This window comes from Roseburia sp. AF22-2LB (genome assembly GCF_003461125.1).
Lineage (GTDB): Bacteria > Bacillota > Clostridia > Lachnospirales > Lachnospiraceae > Roseburia_C > Roseburia_C amylophila.
Genome location: NZ_QTWM01000006.1, coordinates 21,634 through 38,944, shown reverse-complemented (window position 1 = coordinate 38,944; position 17,311 = coordinate 21,634). Strand labels below are relative to the sequence as shown.

The window sequence follows — 17,311 nt, the reverse complement described above, 5'->3', positions numbered from 1 at the left end:
CGTAATATGAAATTTTTCTAAAAAATTTCTAATCTTTTAGAGACCAGAATATTTTAGTAAGATTTTAATTTCTTCCAGAGATAGTCATAAGTTTCTGTAGCCGGGACATCAAGACTGTTAAAAATTTCACAGTTTTCTAAAGTTTCCTGATCAGAAAAAATAGTAGTACTTTCCTGAACCTCTTCATCCAGTTCGTCATAAACAGCGGTGTTTGGTGTAGCATACCAGACATAGTCAAAGTTTTCCATACCGATATCTTCACGACAGAGATAATTTAAAAACTGTTCTGCAGCATCCTTATGCTGGCAGGTTTTGGGAATGAACCAGGAGTCCATCCACATATTGGAACCTTCTTTCGGAACCACATAATCAAGATCATCATTATAATCCTGTGCATAGGCAGCCTCTCCGGAATAAATAAGAGCCATGGCAGCATTTCCGGCAATCATTTCATCGGCAGAAGAATCTACCAGATAGGAGTAGACTAAATCTTTCTGGTCACAAAGCATGGAAAGTGCTTCGTTTAATTCATCTTCATCCGTAGTATTGATGGAATAGTCCAAAAGCCGGAGTGCAGGAACGAAGGTATCGCGGACGGAATTTTCCATGATAATCTGTCCCTTATATTTCGGATTCCAGAGAACATTCCAGCTGTCCATATCAGCTTCATCTACCATGGTTTTATTGTAGAGAATACCCAGTGTGCCGAAGAAATAAGGTAGTGTGTATTTCGTTTCCGGATCGAATGCCTTGGAAAATTCCACATAGGTCGGGTCAATGTTTTCGTAAAGTGGAATATTATCATAATCCATTTCTAAGACTTCACCTTCATTGATAAGCTTCTGGATCATATAGTCGGAGGTACAGATTAAATCGTATTTGATGGAACCCGCTTTGTATTTGGTATACATTTCCTCCGGACTTTCATATTCTTCGTATTTGATGGTAATACCGGTTTCTTTTTCAAATTGCTGGATAACATCCGGCTCTATATATTTTCCATAATTTAAAATAACAAGTGCATTTTCATCCTCTTTCTGTCCACAGCCGGAAAGAGTAAGGAGACCAGCAATAAGCATAAATGAAAATAAGAATTTCTTCATTTCCTAAGACCTTCCTTTCGCATCCTTGACACTGCGGTAATTCATAATCAGAAGAAGCACCAGAGCAAGGAAGAATAAAATCGTAGACAGTGCATACATTTCCGGAATAATACCTTTACGCAGCTGGGTATAAATCATGGTAGACAATGTATTGACACCGGCACCTTTGGTAAAGTAGGTGATGGAAAAATCGTCTAAGGACATTGTCACGGCCATCAGAAAACCGGAGAATACACCAGGCTTGATATCCGGCCATACAATTTTGAAAAATGCATAAAGTGGTGTTGCACCTAAGTCTCTGGCAGCCTCATAGGTATGGGAGGAGGTGTTGGAAAGCTTAGGCAGTACATTTAAAATGACATATGGAATGTCAAAGGTAATATGTGCAATCAATACGGTTGATGTTCCAAGCTCTGTAAAGCGGACAAAAAGCAGCATCAGGGAGATACCAGTAACAATATCTGCATTCAGAAGTGGAATGTTAGTTGCACCAAGCATAATCTGACGGTTCCTTTTCCGCATGGCACTGATTCCGATTGCTGCCATGGTTCCGATTATTGTAGCAATCACAGAAGATGCAACGGTAATCAGAATCGTGGTATAAAAGGCATTCATAATAGTCGGGTCAGAAACAAGATTGCGGTACCATTCTGTCGTAAATCCACCCCATTTTACACGGGAGAGGGAGTTGTTGAAGGAAAGTACAATCAGAACTCCAATTGGAAGATACAGAAACAGGAAAATAATTGCAAGATAAATTCTTGATAAACTTTTCTTTACCATACTGCATGCCCTCCTGATTCACCGGCACGATTCATAAATGCCATACTGATTAAAACAAAAATCATAAGTACAATGGAAAGTCCGGAACCTAAATTCCAGTAGGAACCCTGCATGAAGGACTGCTCAATAACATTTCCAATGAGAAGTACTTTACCTCCACCTAAAAGGTCTGAAATAACAAAGGAGGTAAGTGCCGGCACGAATACCATAATAATTCCGCTGACAATTCCAGGCAAAGTAAGCGGCAGAATGATACGGAAGAAGGTGATAAAACTGTTGGCACCTAAATCCCTTGCCGCATCTATGGTTTCTTTGCGGATACGTACTATGGAATTGTAAATCGGCATAATCATAAATGGAAGAAAATCATAAATCATGCCAAATACAACGGCTCCCTGGGTATTTAACATATGAAGCTTCGGGATGCCAAAAATGGAAAGGAATCCATTGATAATTCCGTTGTTGGAAAGTAACATCTGCCATGCTAAAATACGCAGCATGAAGTTCATCCACATTGGCAGGACGAAGATAAATACCACAAAGCTCTGATGCTTGATATGAAGACTGTTTAATATCATGGCAAGCGGGTAGGAGAGCAGGAGACAGACAACCGTACATAAGATACCAAGCTTTAAGGAAAGCAGGAGTGCTTTTATATGTACCGGGTCTGCAATTGCAGCAATATTTGCCCAGGTAAAACCACCGTCACTGTTGGTGAATGCGTAATATAATATCATCAGAATCGGAAGTACAGTAAATCCAATAATCCAGACCAGATAAGGTCCGGCTAAAAGTCTTTTTCTGGCATTATGCATCGAGTTCCACCGCCTTTTCGTCACTGGATTCCGGTTTATGCATAATCTGGATATTGAAAGGAATTACCTTCATTCCCACATGGCTTCCGGTTTCGAAATATTTGGTGGTATGAACAAGCCATTCATATCCGCCAGCCATAATTTCGATTTCGTAGTGGACACCCTTGAAGATAACAGAAGTAATATCACCATCCATAAAACCGGTGCCGGCTTCTACAATCTCAATATCTTCCGGGCGGATGACTACGTCTACCGGTTTATTATTACCAAAACCGGTGTCGACACATTCGTGCTTGATGCCTAAGAAGCTGACTAATTTATCCTCAATCATGATACCGTCAATGATATTGCTGTCTCCGATAAAGTCGGCAACGAATGCATTTTCCGGCTCATTATAAATATCTTCCGGAGTACCAATCTGCTGGATATAGCCCTGATTCATGACAGCAATGGTGTCTGACATGGTAAGGGCTTCTTCCTGGTCGTGGGTAACATAGATAAAAGTAATGCCAAGTTCATTTTTCAGACGAATCAGTTCGTACTGCATGTCCTGACGCATTTTTAAATCCAGTGCACCCAAAGGCTCGTCTAAAAGGAGCACCTTTGGTTCATTTACAATGGCACGGGCAATGGCAATACGTTGCTGCTGGCCACCGCTTAAGGAATCAATGCTGCGGTTTTCATAACCGTCTAAGTTTACAAGCTTTAAGGCATATTTGATTTTATCCTGAATATAAGCCTTGCTTTTCTTGCTGATTTTTAACCCAAAAGCAATATTTTCTGCAATGCTCATATGGGTAAAAAGTGCGTATTTCTGGAATACGGTATTTAATTTACGCTCATTTGGCGGAAGAGAAGTAATATCTTTTCCATCAAAAATAATACGTCCGGTGTCCGGTGTCTCAAAACCACCGATAAGACGCAGGGTAGTAGTCTTTCCACAGCCGGAAGGTCCCAGCAGTGTTAAGAATTCGTTTTCCTTTACATAAAGATTTAAGTCATCCAAAATCATATTTCCGTCATAAGTTTTGGTAATATTTTCTAATTGTATTAATTTCTTGCCCATCATAACCTCCTAAAAACTTGGCGGGTTTGTAACCCAGATAAGAACGGCATCTTTCCTTCCGGTATTTTCGATATGGTGCTTTTTATTGGACTTAAGATAAAAAGACTCCCCCTGTCTTGCAGTATAAGTACGGGTACCATATATGATTTTAATGGAGCCCTTAAGTACATAGCCGAATTCTTCTCCCTCATGTGGAAGATAGATGTCTGATGTGCCGCCGGGCTTCAGCGTCAGACGTACCGGTTCCATCATATCTTTCTGGGCACCGGGAACCATCCATTCGATTAAGCTCCTGTGTTCCGCATCTTCTTTTTCAAAATAATCTTCATTTTTAAAGACAAGCTGTGCAGGTTCATCATCTGCAAAAAATTCTGCCGGCGTAGTGCCGAGACACTGGATAATATCTAAAAGTGTACCCACGGAAGGAGATGTAAGATTACGCTCTAACTGGGAGATAAATCCTTTGGATAATTCCAGACGGTCAGCCAGTTCCTGCTGGGTGAGACCGTAGAGAATCCGCAGCTCCTTGATTTTATTTCCAATATCCATTTTGTACTTCCTTTCCATGAAAAGTGATTTTACATAGTTTTTACAAAATGAAGCTAATAATGTATTTGAAGTTTAATAATAATAAACTCACTAAGGAGTATTATGAGAAATTGAAAGAGAAATGTCAATACTATTTTTAGATTATTTTTAGACAACAAAAAAAGCTCCCGAGGGGACTCGAACCCCTGACCTACGCATTACGAATGCGCCGCTCTACCAACTGAGCCACGGAAGCAGAATAATCTGGTTATATGCGAAATAAAATATTTTCCTCAGACAACCCTTTATTTATTAAAATCATACTATAATATTATATATAGAAAAAAATAAATTTGCAATGTTTTTTTGAAAAAAGTTGTTCTTTCAAAGGTTACTTGGTATAATGGGCGTAGATGTGTAAGAACCGGAGAAAGATGAACCGGCTTATGAAAAGGGAAATCATTACAAGGAGGAAGTTTTTTTCATGGAAGTGAAGGAATTTGTTTCAGGGGGAAAGAAAACTGAGGACAGTAAGAAGAATATGAAGAAGAAAATCAACAGCGCAAAGAAAAATTATGCAAAGAAGAACAGTCAGTTTACGATTGCAGAATTAAAGGAAAACAGCGCGCTGATTATGTTATGTGTATTTGTGGTTTTTGCCGTATTGGAAATTGTACTGGGTATACTGGTATGGAAGATTCCGGTAGTGAGCGTATGTATTGTAGTGTTGATTGAAGCGGGACTTGCTGCATGTCTGCATAACCTTCCTGTCTGGCTGCATGGAATTGTTGCAGCAGCAGAGATTGTCGTTGGAATAATTTCCGGTAAAGTAATATTTATGCTGATTGGAATTTTATGCTATGGGGCAGCTTTGTTTGCATTGAAATTCCAGAAGGAAAATAATCCGCTTTCTATATTAAAATAAGAAGAAATCATACCAGGAGATAAAACATGGATCCCTTACAATTAGTAGAGTTATTAAGAGGACACAGAACTTATATTCAGACACATAATTTTCCAGATCCGGATGCGATTGCCAGTGCCTTTGGCTTACAGCATTTTTTAAATTACCATGGGATTAAAGCAGATATCTGTTATGATGGTAAGATTGAACGCCTGAGTACAAGAAAGATGTTTGACACATTTCATATTGATATTTTGTCTAAAGAAGATTTGGATGATATGAAGAAAGAGGACTATATTGTTACCGTAGACTCCCAGAAATATAATGCGAATCTGACCGATTTTATCGGGGATGAGGTGGCATGTATTGACCATCATCCGACAGTAATTGCCTGTGAATATGCTTATAAAGATGTGCGCCGTGTGGGAGCCTGTGCCACAATGATTGCAGAGTATTTTTATCTTACCAATACACCAATGAGCCGGGATGTGGCGGCAGCACTGGCATATGGCATCAAGATGGATACGGATGACTTTGTCCGTGGTACAACAAAGCTTGATGTGGATATGTTTGCATACATCTATCCAATGGCAGATGTGGAAGAGTTAAAGTCCATGTATGTAAATGTAATGGAGTTTTCTGATTTAAAGGCATATGGTGCGGCAATCGATAATATCCACATTTATGATGATGTGGGATTTGCATCGATTCCGTTTGATTGTCCGGATGCGCTGATTGCAATTATTTCAGACTTTATTTTATCTCTTGATGTAGTTAATATTTCCGTGATTTATGCAATCCGTTCTGACGGCATTAAGTTTTCTGTCCGTAGTGCATTAAATCATGTAGATGCCGGAAGAGTTGTAGCAAAGGCATTAGCAGATTATGGAAATGGTGGCGGACATCCGGCAATGGCTGGCGGTTTCATTCCAAAGAAGAATATGGAAAAGTTGGAACCGGACCGGGATTATAAATTAGAAATGCTGTTCTTAGAGCAGATCAAGGCAGAAGAAGGAAGGTAAGATACCATGGCAGAAAATCAGGTGAAGATAACCTATCATATTTATCTTGAGGCAGAGGATGTATCCCAGTCGAGAATTTTATCCAGTACCTCTTATGTAAAGAACTTATTTAAAAATTGTGGCAATCATTATTTTCAGGGTGTAGATTTTGATGATGAAAGTGATTTGGATGACTTTACCCTGCGTCTCTTTGTGGAGCAGGAAATCTTAGAAGAAGAGTGCAGCGTAGAGGTAGACGCAAAAGACTTTCCGGCAGATATGGCAGAATTCTTGGATAATATAGCCCAGGCACATTCTTTCCTTGATATGGAAGGTGATTTTACCGTGGAATATCAGGGCGAGAAAGTAAGTTTTAAGTTTGCTTCTGAAGCAGGAGCAGATTACTGTGACTTTGAAGAAATCGAAGAAGCATAAAAATTCATAAGTAATTTCCTGTAAAGTAAGAAAGAGAAAGGCAGTATGAAGAGCAGGTGCAATTCATACCGCCTTTCTTTATTTCCTCTTTAAGCAGAGCTTCTCAAAACTTCCAATCAGCTGATAGAGCAGCATGGCAATGAGACAGAGAATCAGAATCGATAAGATGACCCAGTCTAATTTAAAAACCTGGCTGCCATAAATAATAAGATAGCCTAAGCCTTTTTTTGCTGCAATAAATTCACCGATGATAACACCAACCAGACAAAGACCGATGTTGACTTTCATAATAGAAAGCAGGGTGGGAACACAGCCCGGCAGCATAATTTTAAACATGACATCATTACGGGTGCCGCCTAATGTCTTTATCAGAAGAATCTTTTCTTTATCCATATCACAAAAAGCAGTGTAAAGACTCAGAATAGAGCCAAAGATAGCTACGGACATACCGGTGATGATAATGGTCTTGTAATTGCCGCCCAGCCATACAATCAGCAGTGGAGCCAGCGCGGATTTTGGCAGGGAATTTAAAACCACAAGATAAGGCTCTAAGGTTTCGGATAAGGTTTTGGAAAACCAGAGGATTGCAGCAATCAGTAATGTTAAAATAATAACAAAGAAAAAGCTGCTTAAGGTTTCAAACAGGGTGATTCCAATGTGATAAAGGAGCTTCTGACCGGTAATCATCTGGTAGAAGCAGATGATAAGTCTGGTGGGACTGCTGAAAATAAAAGGGTCGATTTTTCCATATCTGGCACAAAGCTCCCATTGCAATAGAAAGACAATAAGAATCAGGATGCGACAGATTTTTATTTTAAGCTGATGCCTGCGGCATTGCCGTAAGTACATAAGCTGTGCAGAGGATGGGTTATTCATTTTGATTAAATTCCTTCCATATTAAGTTAAAATAGGATTTAAAATGGCTGTCATTCCGTTTCTCTAAAGGCGTAAGATCTGACTCAAAGGAAACGGGTATAATGGAGCGGATTGTGCCCGGCCGGTGGCTTAAGACAATGACACGGTCTCCCATGGAAATTGCTTCGGATAAATCATGGGTTACAAGAATGGCGGTTTTATGTTCCTGCCGCAGAATGGTACCGATGTCATTGCTGACATTAAGGCGGGTCTGATAATCTAATGCCGAGAAGGGTTCATCTAAGAGAAGCAGCTCCGGGCGAAGTACCAGGGTCCGAATCAGGGCAGCCCGCTGCCGCATGCCGCCGGAAAGCTCAGAAGGACGTTTTGCAGCAAAATCGGCAAGTCCATAAGTTTCTAACAGCCGGCTGGCATAAGCAAGATTTTCTGGTGTCATTTTGTGCTGGATTTCCAGCCCTAATTGGATATTGGATGCGATGGTACGCCACTCTAAGAGATGGTCTTTCTGGAGCATGTATCCCATATTTAAGATATCCTTTGACTGCAGGGGGTGTCCCATGAAGGAAATGCTGCCGCCGGATGGGACAAGGAGACCGCAGATAAGGGATAAAAGTGTTGATTTGCCACATCCACTGGGACCTACAATAGCAACAAATTCTCCATTGGATAAAGTAAAACTGATATTGGACAGAGCCTTGGTTTCGCCGTCTTTCGTATGATAAATATAATCTATATTGGACAATTCAAGGATGGAGCACATGGTATTCACCTGATAGAAGTTTATAGGATAATATATGTGAAAAAATGAGATTGGTCACCCGGATTGACAGAAGAAAAGGATAGATTATAATAGGAACAGAATCGACAGAAATTTTGAATGGGAAAGGTAAATGCGATGAAAGAAAATTACCAGAAAATATTGGATGAAACGATTGCCGGATTAGAAGAAAGAGGAGAAGTTCCGAAACTTTTACTTCATAGCTGCTGTGCACCCTGCAGTTCTTATGTATTAGAGTATCTTTCCAACTATTTTTATATTACGGTGTTGTACTATAATCCCAATATTTATCCGGAGGATGAATATTATCACAGAGCAGCGGAGCAGAAACGCTTTATTAAAGAATTTCCGACGAAATATCCTGTCACCTTTGTGGAAGGAAACTTTGAACCGGAGCGTTTTTATGAAACAGTAAAAGGTTATGAAAATATCCGGGAGGGTGGCGAACGGTGTTTCCGCTGTTATGAATTAAGACTGCGGGAAGCGGCAGAGTATGCGAAAAAATTAAATTGTGATTATTTTACGACAACGCTGTCTATCAGTCCCATGAAGAATGCTGTAAAGTTAAATGAGATTGGAGGAAGGCTGGCTGAAGAATATGGCATTCCCTATTTATATTCGGATTTTAAGAAACGGGATGGCTATAAGCGTTCTACCGTAATTTCGGCAGAGTATGGCATGTACCGGCAGGATTATTGTGGCTGTGTATTTTCGAAGCGGGAGCGGGAAGAACAGAAAAGAGAACGTGCGGCACAGGAAAGTGAGCAAGCAGTACAGGAGTGATTTCTTCTGGTTGTCATTTTATGAAAAATAAGGTATACTTTCAGAAGTTAGTTATGGATTTTTGTTTAGAATAAGTACGGACATCCGTATGGAAAGAGAGGATAAAAGAGTGGCACAGTTATGGGGTGGACGCTTTACCAAAGAGACAGACAAGCTCGTTTACAATTTTAATGCGTCTATATCATTTGATCAGAAATTCTATAAACAGGATATGGAAGGCAGCATTGCACATGTGAAAATGCTTGGAAAACAGGGCATTTTAACAGAGAAAGAAATGCAGGATATTGTAGACTGTTTAAAAGAAATCTTAAAAGAAGTAGAAGAAGGAAAGCTTATTATTACCGATGAATACGAAGACATTCACAGCTTTGTAGAGGCAAAGCTCATTGACCGTCTGGGAGATACCGGTAAGAAATTACATACCGGACGAAGCAGAAATGATCAGGTTGCACTGGACATGCGTCTTTATACCAGACAGGAAGTATTGCATACTGACAAGCTGGTAAAAGAACTTCTTGAGACCATTCTTAAGATTATGGAAGAAAATACCGAGACGATTATGCCGGGATTTACCCATCTTCAGAAAGCACAGCCGATTACACTGGCACATCATATGGGAGCTTATTTTGAGATGTTCCGCCGTGACAGACTACGCCTGCAGGATATTTTTAAGAGAATGAATTACTGTCCGTTAGGTTCCGGTGCCCTGGCAGGAACTACTTATCCATTAGACCGTGAATATACTGCAGAATTACTTGGTTTCTATGGACCAACCTTAAACAGTATGGATGGCGTATCAGACCGTGACTACTTAATCGAATTTTTATCTGCATTATCAACGATTATGATGCATTTAAGCCGTTTCTCAGAAGAAGTTATCATCTGGAATTCCAATGAATATCAGTTTGTAGAGATTGACGATGCATACAGCACCGGAAGCAGCATTATGCCACAGAAGAAGAATCCGGATATTGCAGAATTGGTACGTGGAAAGACCGGAAGAGTGTATGGTGCACTGATGTCATTGCTTACTACAATGAAGGGAATTCCCCTTGCGTATAATAAAGATATGCAGGAAGACAAGGAGCTTTCCTTTGATGCCATGGATACTGCAAAAGGCTGTCTGGCACTCTTTAACGGTATGCTCGCAACTATGAAATTCAATAAAGAAAAAATGCATGACAGTGCCAACAAGGGATTTACCAATGCGACAGATGCAGCAGATTATCTGGTAAATCATGGCGTTCCTTTCCGTGATGCCCACGGTATTGTAGGAAGAATCGTGCTTTATTGTCTGGATAAGAAGATTGCCATTGATGATATGTCATTGGATGAGTTAAAGGCAATCTGTCCGGTATTTGAAGAAGATATCTATGAAGCAATTTCCATGGAAACCTGTGTTAATAAACGTCTGACTGTTGGTGCGCCTGGTAAAGACGCAATGGAAAAAGTCATTGCATTGCATAAGGAATATCTGTCAAAGGACTGGCAGGATGAGTTGAATCTGCCGGAAGAGGCGTAGAAAATAAGTAGCTTATTTAAAAAAATTGGTACATATGTATAAGAAAAATGCAATTCACTTAGTAATTTTTGATAAATTGTGAATTGCATTTTTTGTATAAATAGGATAGTATATTTATCAGAAAGACAACTGTTCGCGATAGACGAACATAAAAACGTGAGGAGAAAAAGAAATGAGCAGCAAATTAAAAGTCGGTATTTTAGGTGGAACAGGAATGGTAGGTCAGAGATTTATTTCTCTTCTGGAGAATCATCCATGGTTTGAGGTAACTACAATTGCAGCAAGCCCAAGAAGTGCAGGAAAGACCTATGCAGAAGCAGTTGGAGATCGTTGGAAAATGGATACTCCAATGCCGGAAGCCGTTAAAAATATTGTAGTAAAGAATGTTAATGAAGTAGAAAATGTTGCAGCAGAAGTTGATTTCGTATTCAGTGCTGTAGATATGACTAAAGATGAAATCAAAGCAATTGAAGAAGCATATGCTAAGACAGAGACTCCTGTTGTTTCGAACAACAGTGCACACAGATGGACACCGGATGTTCCTATGGTAGTACCTGAAATCAATCCGGAACATATGAAAGTAATCGAATTCCAGCGCAAGAGACTGGGAACCAAGAGAGGATTCGTTGCAGTAAAACCAAACTGCTCCATCCAGAGTTATGCTCCTGTTCTTACAGCATGGAAAGAGTTTGAACCATATGAAGTAGTAGCAACTACCTATCAGGCAATTTCCGGTGCCGGAAAAACCTTTAAGGACTGGCCGGAAATGGTTGGAAATATTATCCCATACATCGGTGGAGAGGAAGAAAAATCCGAAAAAGAGCCACTTCGTATCTGGGGTGAAATCAAAGATGGTGTCATTGTACCTGCTACATCACCGGTTATTACCTGCCAGTGTATCCGTGTTCCGGTATTAAACGGACATACAGCAGCTGTATTTGTTAAGTTCAAAAAGAACCCTACAAAAGAGCAGTTAATCGAAAAATTAGTAAACTTCAAGGGTGTTCCACAGGAATTAAATCTTCCAAGTGCACCAAAGCAGTTTATCCAGTACTTAGAAGAAGACAACAGACCACAGGTTTCTATGGATGTTAACTATGAAAACGGTATGGGAATCAGTGTTGGACGTCTTCGTGAGGACACCGTATATGATTGGAAATTCGTAGGATTATCCCACAATACCGTACGTGGTGCGGCTGGTGGAGCTGTTCTTTGTGCAGAACTTTTAAAAGCACAGGGTTACATTACCGCAAAATAAGCAGCAAAATATGTAACAAAATGAAGATAGAAAAGTCATATTGCAGGAAAGCAGTATGGCTTTTTTATCGTTTGGCGTTGATAGAAAAATTAAAATGTGATATTATTTTTGTTAGAGTGACTTCTTAGAATTAGAAATTTTGGAGGATATTACCAATGATGATTCAGACATCCGAATTAAAAAAATTAGAAGAGGTATATGGACAGTCCGGCAATCAGATTGTTCTTTTATATGGAAGAGATAACTGCCAGAAAGAGCAGTTAATAAAAGAATTCTGTAAGGAGAAAAAGTTTTTTTACTATCGCGCCAGACAGGCATCCGAAAGGGAACAGGTTTTACAGATGGGGCAGGAAGTGGAAGCAAAATACGGAATTCGTCTGACACGCTATAGTTATGATGAATTCTTTAACCGCATCAAGAGTGGAGACCCGACCAAGCTTGTGGTTGTTATTGATGAATTCCAGTATATTGCCAGAAAAGATGTTGGCTTTATGAACAGCATTCTGAAACTGAAAGCAAAGAAATTATATCCGGGTCCTGTTATGATTATTCTGACCAGCTCTTCACTGGTATGGGTAGAGGAAGACTGCAGAGAAAAATATGGTGAATACTTAAAGAAGGTAGACGCAGCCATCCGCATGGAGGATGCGACATTTCTTGATGTGGTTCGACATTTCCCGGAATATGGAACCAGTCAGGCAGTGCAGGTCTATGGAATTATTGGAGGTGTGCCGGGTTATCTTACACGCTGGAATTCCAAAAAGAGTATTAAGGAAAATGTCTGTCGGCATATTTTGTCTCCGGATGGCTTCCTGTTCCATGAGGCAGAAAATTATATCAGCATTGAATTAAGAGAACTTTCTGTATATAATACAATACTTGCAGCATTGGCTTCGGGAAATAATAAGCTGAATGACCTCTTTTTAAAGACAGGCTTCTCCAGAGCAAAAATCAGTGTCTACATGAAGAATCTGATGGCATTTGATGTGGTAGAAAAGGTGGTTTCCTTTGATACCGGTGGCTGGGAGAATACGAAAAAGGGTGTTTACCGCATTGCCAATACTTATGTGAATTTCTGGTTCCGTTTTGTCTATCCACATTTATCGGACTTATATATGATGACACCGGAAGAATTTTATGATACTTATATTGAAAAAGATTTAGATGACTATATGAACCGTTATTTTGTCAAGGTCTGCCGGGAATATCTGACTTTATTAAATCGTATTGGTAAACTTCCGATTAACATTCACCGGATTGGAACCTGGGTTGGAAAGAAGGGCAATATCGATATTGTCGCCCAGAACAGTGTCCGTGAGAGCATTGTCGGAATCTGTAACTGGTCAGAGCCTTATATGACCCGCTCGTCAGGTGAAGCATTGCTTGATAATCTGAAACAGGCAAAAATTTCCGCAAAATATCTTTATATGTTTTCCGCACAGGAATTTGCAGAGGATTTAAAACAGATGGCAGAAGAAGATAAAAGATTTGTCCTGATCGATATGAAGGAATTATAAAGTGCCGGAAAGCTAAAAATGACAGTAAAGTCAAATGATTGAAAAAGACAAAATAATAGAAATGGCACAGAAATTGGAGGAAATAACGGTTGGGTAAGTCGTTAATTATCACGGAGAAACCAAGTGTTGCCCGGGAATTTGCACGAATTCTTGGCGTATCCGGCAGAAATGACGGATATATCGAAGACAGTCACTATGCTATTACCTGGTGTGTTGGTCATCTGGTGGAAATGGTATATCCGGAAGAATATGATATAAAATATAAGAAGTGGAAGTTAGAAGACCTTCCATTTCTTCCGAAAGATTATAAATATAATGTCATACCATCTGTAAGCAAACAGTATGACATCGTACATAAGCTTTTGCACCGGGAAGATATTGATACCGTTTACTGGGCAGGCGATGCCGGAAAAGAAGGACAGACCATTGAAGAGAATATCCGGCGGTTCGGTGGAGTCCGTGAAGGTATGAAAGAGCTGCGGGTATGGATAGATTCGCAGACGGAGGAAGAAATTAAAAGAGGAATTGCTGAAGCAAGACCAATGGCGGATTATGATAATCTTGCTAATTCCGGGATTATGCGTACCATTGAAGACTATGCCATGGGAATTAATTTTTCCCGTGTCATGTCTGTAAAATATGGAAATCTTTTAAATGATGCGGCAGGAACCAAGTCCTATACTGCAATTGCAGTTGGCCGTGTCATGACCTGTGTGCTTGGCATGGTTGTAATCCGGGAGCGGGAAATCCGTAATTTTGTAGAGACACCATTTTATCGGGTAGTGGGGAATTTTTTTGATGCAGAGATAGAAGGCGAATGGAAAGCAGTAGAAGGTTCTTCTTATTATGCGTCTCCGTTGCTCTATAAAGAGAATGGATTCAAAGAAAAAACACATGCAGAAAAATTAATTGAAGATTTAACTAATAAAACAGCGATTGTAAAAACAGTAGATAAAGGAATTGCAAAGAAACGTGCACCGCTTTTATTTAACCTGGCGGAGCTTCAAGCAGAGTGCTCGAAAAGGTTTAAAATCAGCCCGGACGAGACGCTGCAGGTAGCACAGGACTTATATGAAAGAAAGCTGACTACTTATCCGAGAACAGATGCAAGAGTATTATCTTCTGCCGTTGCAAAAGAAATCAGTAAGAATATCAGAGGACTCCGTTCCTTTGAGCCGGTTGCACCTTTTGTACAAAATATTATGGAACATGGTTTATATAAAAATATCGGAAAGAGCAGTTATACCGATGACAGTAAGATTACAGACCATTATGCTATTATTCCAACCGGACAGGTCAATGAATATAAGTCGCTGACGGAATTGCAGAAGCGGGTCTACGAACTGATTGTGCGGCGTTTTTTAAGTATTTTTTATCCGCCGGCACAGTATCAGACGGTAAAGCTGACCATCGGAATTGAAAAGGAATCTTTCTTTGCCGGAGCAAAAGTATTAAAGGTTCCCGGATATCTTGAAATTGCCGGAAGACCGGATACCAAAGAAAAACGGGAAAAGGAAGATGGCGACGGAGAAGAAAACAATCCCAAGAACAGCGCAGCATTACTAAAACTTGCAGATAGTCTCAAAGAAGGAGATACCGCAGAAGTAAAAGAATTTCTGGTAAAAGAGGGAAAGACTTCTCCACCAAAGCGTTATACTTCAGGTTCCATGGTGCTTGCCATGGAAAATGCGGGACAGTTAATCGAGGAAGAGGAATTAAGAGAACAGATTAAAGGCTCCGGAATTGGAACCTCTGCTACAAGGGCAGAAATCATCAAGAAGCTGGTGCGTATCGGCTACCTTGCTTTGAATAAGAAAACACAGGTGCTGACGCCGGAAGCCTTAGGCGAGATGGTTTATGAAGTGGTGAATATGACTGTTCCGGCACTTTTGAATCCGAAGATGACCGCTTCCTGGGAAAAGGGCTTGGATGGCATTACCCAGGGAACGGTTCCGATGGAAGATTATCGGGAGAAGTTAGAGGAATTTATCCGGAAAGAAACAGTTTCCATGATAAATGAAAATCTCACCAGCCAGATTGCCGGTCAGATTCGTCCATTGGCTGGCAGCAATGCCAAAGATATGAAGGCAAGGGTTAAAATCGGAGCAACCTGTCCGGTCTGTGGCGGCGAGATTGAGACTACACCTTTTGGTTATGGCTGCTCAAATTATAATAAAGATGGCAGTGGCTGCCGTTTTGCTATTGGTGCCATCGCCGGAAGAGAGCTTAACGATGAAGAAGTAAAGCAGTTATTAAGCAAAGGCAGAACCGGAGTCTTAAAGGGATTTACTTCGAAGAATAAGAAGAAGTTTTCTGCCTGCCTTGTGATGACAAAGGATGAAGAAGGAAAACCGAATATAACCTTTGATTTTTCACAGAATGAGCCGGAGACCATAGAGGGCGTAAGCTGTCCGTTGTGTGGCGGAGCAATAGAAATAAAGCCATTTGGTTATGGCTGTGCCAATTATAAAGCGGAAGATGAGGCTGGCTGCCGGTTTGCCATTGGCAAAATAGCCGGGAAAGATTTAAACACTGCCCAGGTGAAGGAGCTTCTGACCAATGGAAGAACCGGAACGATTCGTGGATTTACTTCAAAGAATAAGAAGAAATTTGATGCCTGCCTGATGCTTGGAGAAGATGAGAATGGAAAGAAAGTCCTGAAATTTGATTTTGAGCATGTGGAAGCAAAGAAGGTAAAAGATGTAAAATGTCCACTGTGTCAGGGTGATATTGTGCAGACGCCATTTGGCTATGGCTGTGCCAATTATGACAGAAACAAAGAGGACAGCTGCCGTTTCTCAATCGGTAAAATAGCTGGTGTAAAATTAAAGGAAACTCAGGTGAAAGCACTTTTACTAACTGGAAAGACAGAAATTATAACAGGATTTAAGTCTAAGAATGGCAAGAAATTTGATGCACCATTGAAGCTTACCGAGGATGGACGCATTGAATTTGACTTTCCGGAGCGTCCGAAACCGGAAGAGACAAAAGTAAAATGTCCAAAGTGTGGGGCATTGTTAAAGAAAAGCCAGTGGTACTATGAATGTGACTGCGGATTCCGGGTGAACCGTTATGTAGCAAAGGTGGAACTGGCTGAAGAAGTATTAGAAGAGCTTTTTGCAAAAGGATATACCGCTAAAAAAATAACCGGATTTACTTCGAAAGCAGGAAATGTATTTGATACCTGTCTGAAGTTTGAAGAGGATGAAATCCGTTTTGATTTTGACCGGAAACCGGAAGAAGAAAGAGAGGAAGAGAAAGATGGAACAGTGCAAAATCAGTAATATGTATACATTAGAGGAGACAATCGCAAAGGATTATCTTGCACAATTTACTTATCCGTGGGAGGCACTTGCCGGAATCGGAGATTATATCAAAGAACTGGGAAAAACATTGAATCCGGATGTTTATGAACAGAAGGGTGAGGATATCTGGGTGGCAAAATCCGCTGTCGTGGCACCGACAGCATGTTTAAATGGTCCTTTAATTATTGATGAAAATGCTGAAATACGACACTGCGCATTCATTCGTGGAAATGCAATTGTCGGAAAAGGAACGGTGGTAGGCAATTCTACCGAGTTAAAGAATGTCATTCTTTTTAATTCCGTGCAGGTACCACACTATAATTATGTGGGAGATTCTATTTTAGGATACAAGTCACACATGGGAGCAGGTTCCATCACATCCAATGTAAAATCCGATAAGACACTGGTGGTAGTAAAATCTGCTGATGAGAAGATGGAAACCGGACGTAAGAAATTCGGTGCCATGTTAGGAGATTTTGTAGAGGTCGGCTGTAATTCCGTGTTGAATCCGGGAACGGTCATCGGACCACATACCAATATTTATCCGCTTTCCCCGGTACGTGGAGTAGTTCCGGCGCATTCTATTTATAAGAATAAGAATGAAATTGTAAGTAAAGCAGAAGGTTAAACGGATGGA

The 17,311-nt window shown here is 40.3% G+C and carries 16 protein-coding genes and 1 tRNA gene; 9 read left to right on the top strand and 8 right to left on the bottom strand.

The window, feature by feature from the left end; translation table 11 throughout:
• Nucleotides 1-53: 53 nt before the first annotated feature.
• From DWX96_RS09630 to DWX96_RS09605, 6 genes are all read right to left on the bottom strand, one after another.
• On the bottom strand, nucleotides 54-1,103 hold the full coding sequence (locus tag DWX96_RS09630) for an ABC transporter substrate-binding protein (RefSeq protein WP_022243219.1): 1,050 nt from the start codon (nucleotides 1,101-1,103) through the stop codon (nucleotides 54-56).
• A gap of 3 nt (nucleotides 1,104-1,106) precedes the next feature.
• Entirely contained in the window at nucleotides 1,107-1,886 is a 780-nt protein-coding gene (locus DWX96_RS09625) for an ABC transporter permease (RefSeq protein WP_117698573.1), read from the bottom strand.
• On the bottom strand, nucleotides 1,880-2,701 hold the full coding sequence (locus tag DWX96_RS09620) for an ABC transporter permease (RefSeq protein WP_117698572.1): 822 nt from the start codon (nucleotides 2,699-2,701) through the stop codon (nucleotides 1,880-1,882). The genes DWX96_RS09625 and DWX96_RS09620 overlap by 7 nt, the downstream gene beginning before the upstream one ends.
• Nucleotides 2,694-3,767, bottom strand: coding sequence for a spermidine/putrescine ABC transporter ATP-binding protein (gene potA / locus DWX96_RS09615; protein ID WP_117698571.1), 1,074 nt, complete (start codon nucleotides 3,765-3,767; stop codon nucleotides 2,694-2,696). Before potA ends, DWX96_RS09620 begins: the two co-directional genes overlap by 8 nt.
• 9 nt (nucleotides 3,768-3,776) lie before the next feature.
• The gene (locus DWX96_RS09610) at nucleotides 3,777-4,316 is read right to left on the bottom strand and encodes a helix-turn-helix domain-containing protein (protein ID WP_022243215.1); all 540 of its coding nucleotides are present in this window, start codon (nucleotides 4,314-4,316) and stop codon (nucleotides 3,777-3,779) included.
• A gap of 162 nt (nucleotides 4,317-4,478) precedes the next feature.
• A tRNA-Thr gene (locus DWX96_RS09605) sits at nucleotides 4,479-4,551 on the bottom strand.
• Between the two features lie 228 nt (nucleotides 4,552-4,779).
• On the opposite strand from DWX96_RS09605, the gene DWX96_RS09600 reads away from it, so the two are divergent.
• The 3 genes from DWX96_RS09600 to DWX96_RS09590 are packed head-to-tail and all read left to right on the top strand — an operon-like array spanning nucleotide 4,780 to nucleotide 6,635.
• Nucleotides 4,780-5,220: a hypothetical protein gene (locus DWX96_RS09600; protein WP_117698570.1), complete on the top strand. Its 441-nt coding sequence runs from the start codon at nucleotides 4,780-4,782 to the stop codon at nucleotides 5,218-5,220.
• Between the two features lie 26 nt (nucleotides 5,221-5,246).
• Complete coding sequence (locus tag DWX96_RS09595; protein WP_117698569.1) at nucleotides 5,247-6,221, top strand: DHH family phosphoesterase; 975 nt, start codon at nucleotides 5,247-5,249, stop codon at nucleotides 6,219-6,221.
• A 6-nt stretch (nucleotides 6,222-6,227) separates the two neighbouring features.
• Entirely contained in the window at nucleotides 6,228-6,635 is a 408-nt protein-coding gene (locus tag DWX96_RS09590) for a hypothetical protein (RefSeq protein ID WP_118057359.1), read from the top strand.
• Between the two features lie 78 nt (nucleotides 6,636-6,713).
• On the opposite strand, the gene DWX96_RS09585 is transcribed toward DWX96_RS09590, so the two are convergent.
• Nucleotides 6,714-7,511, bottom strand: coding sequence for an ABC transporter permease (locus DWX96_RS09585; RefSeq protein ID WP_118057358.1), 798 nt, complete (start codon nucleotides 7,509-7,511; stop codon nucleotides 6,714-6,716).
• The gene (locus tag DWX96_RS09580; RefSeq protein WP_117841118.1) at nucleotides 7,504-8,271 is read right to left on the bottom strand and encodes an ABC transporter ATP-binding protein; all 768 of its coding nucleotides are present in this window, start codon (nucleotides 8,269-8,271) and stop codon (nucleotides 7,504-7,506) included. Before DWX96_RS09580 ends, DWX96_RS09585 begins: the two co-directional genes overlap by 8 nt.
• A 117-nt stretch (nucleotides 8,272-8,388) precedes the next feature.
• On the opposite strand from DWX96_RS09580, the gene DWX96_RS09575 reads away from it, so the two are divergent.
• The 6 genes from DWX96_RS09575 (at nucleotide 8,389) to DWX96_RS09550 (ending at nucleotide 17,302) form a co-directional block, all read left to right on the top strand.
• A complete protein-coding gene (locus DWX96_RS09575; protein ID WP_118057357.1) occupies nucleotides 8,389-9,072 on the top strand; it encodes an epoxyqueuosine reductase QueH in 684 nt (227 codons plus the stop codon).
• 109 nt (nucleotides 9,073-9,181) lie between these two features.
• On the top strand, nucleotides 9,182-10,594 hold the full coding sequence (gene argH / locus DWX96_RS09570; RefSeq protein ID WP_117698565.1) for an argininosuccinate lyase: 1,413 nt from the start codon (nucleotides 9,182-9,184) through the stop codon (nucleotides 10,592-10,594).
• 172 nt (nucleotides 10,595-10,766) lie between these two features.
• The gene (asd, locus tag DWX96_RS09565; protein ID WP_117698564.1) at nucleotides 10,767-11,852 is read left to right on the top strand and encodes an aspartate-semialdehyde dehydrogenase; all 1,086 of its coding nucleotides are present in this window, start codon (nucleotides 10,767-10,769) and stop codon (nucleotides 11,850-11,852) included.
• A 155-nt stretch (nucleotides 11,853-12,007) separates the two neighbouring features.
• Nucleotides 12,008-13,369, top strand: coding sequence for an ATP-binding protein (locus tag DWX96_RS09560; RefSeq protein ID WP_118057356.1), 1,362 nt, complete (start codon nucleotides 12,008-12,010; stop codon nucleotides 13,367-13,369).
• Between the two features lie 89 nt (nucleotides 13,370-13,458).
• Nucleotides 13,459-16,653 carry a type IA DNA topoisomerase gene (locus tag DWX96_RS09555; protein ID WP_118057355.1) on the top strand — a complete coding sequence of 1,065 codons (3,195 nt, stop codon included), beginning with the start codon at nucleotides 13,459-13,461 and terminating at the stop codon, nucleotides 16,651-16,653.
• Nucleotides 16,631-17,302: a UDP-N-acetylglucosamine pyrophosphorylase gene (locus DWX96_RS09550; protein ID WP_118057354.1), complete on the top strand. Its 672-nt coding sequence runs from the start codon at nucleotides 16,631-16,633 to the stop codon at nucleotides 17,300-17,302. Before DWX96_RS09555 ends, DWX96_RS09550 begins: the two co-directional genes overlap by 23 nt.
• Nucleotides 17,303-17,311 lie beyond the last annotated feature (9 nt).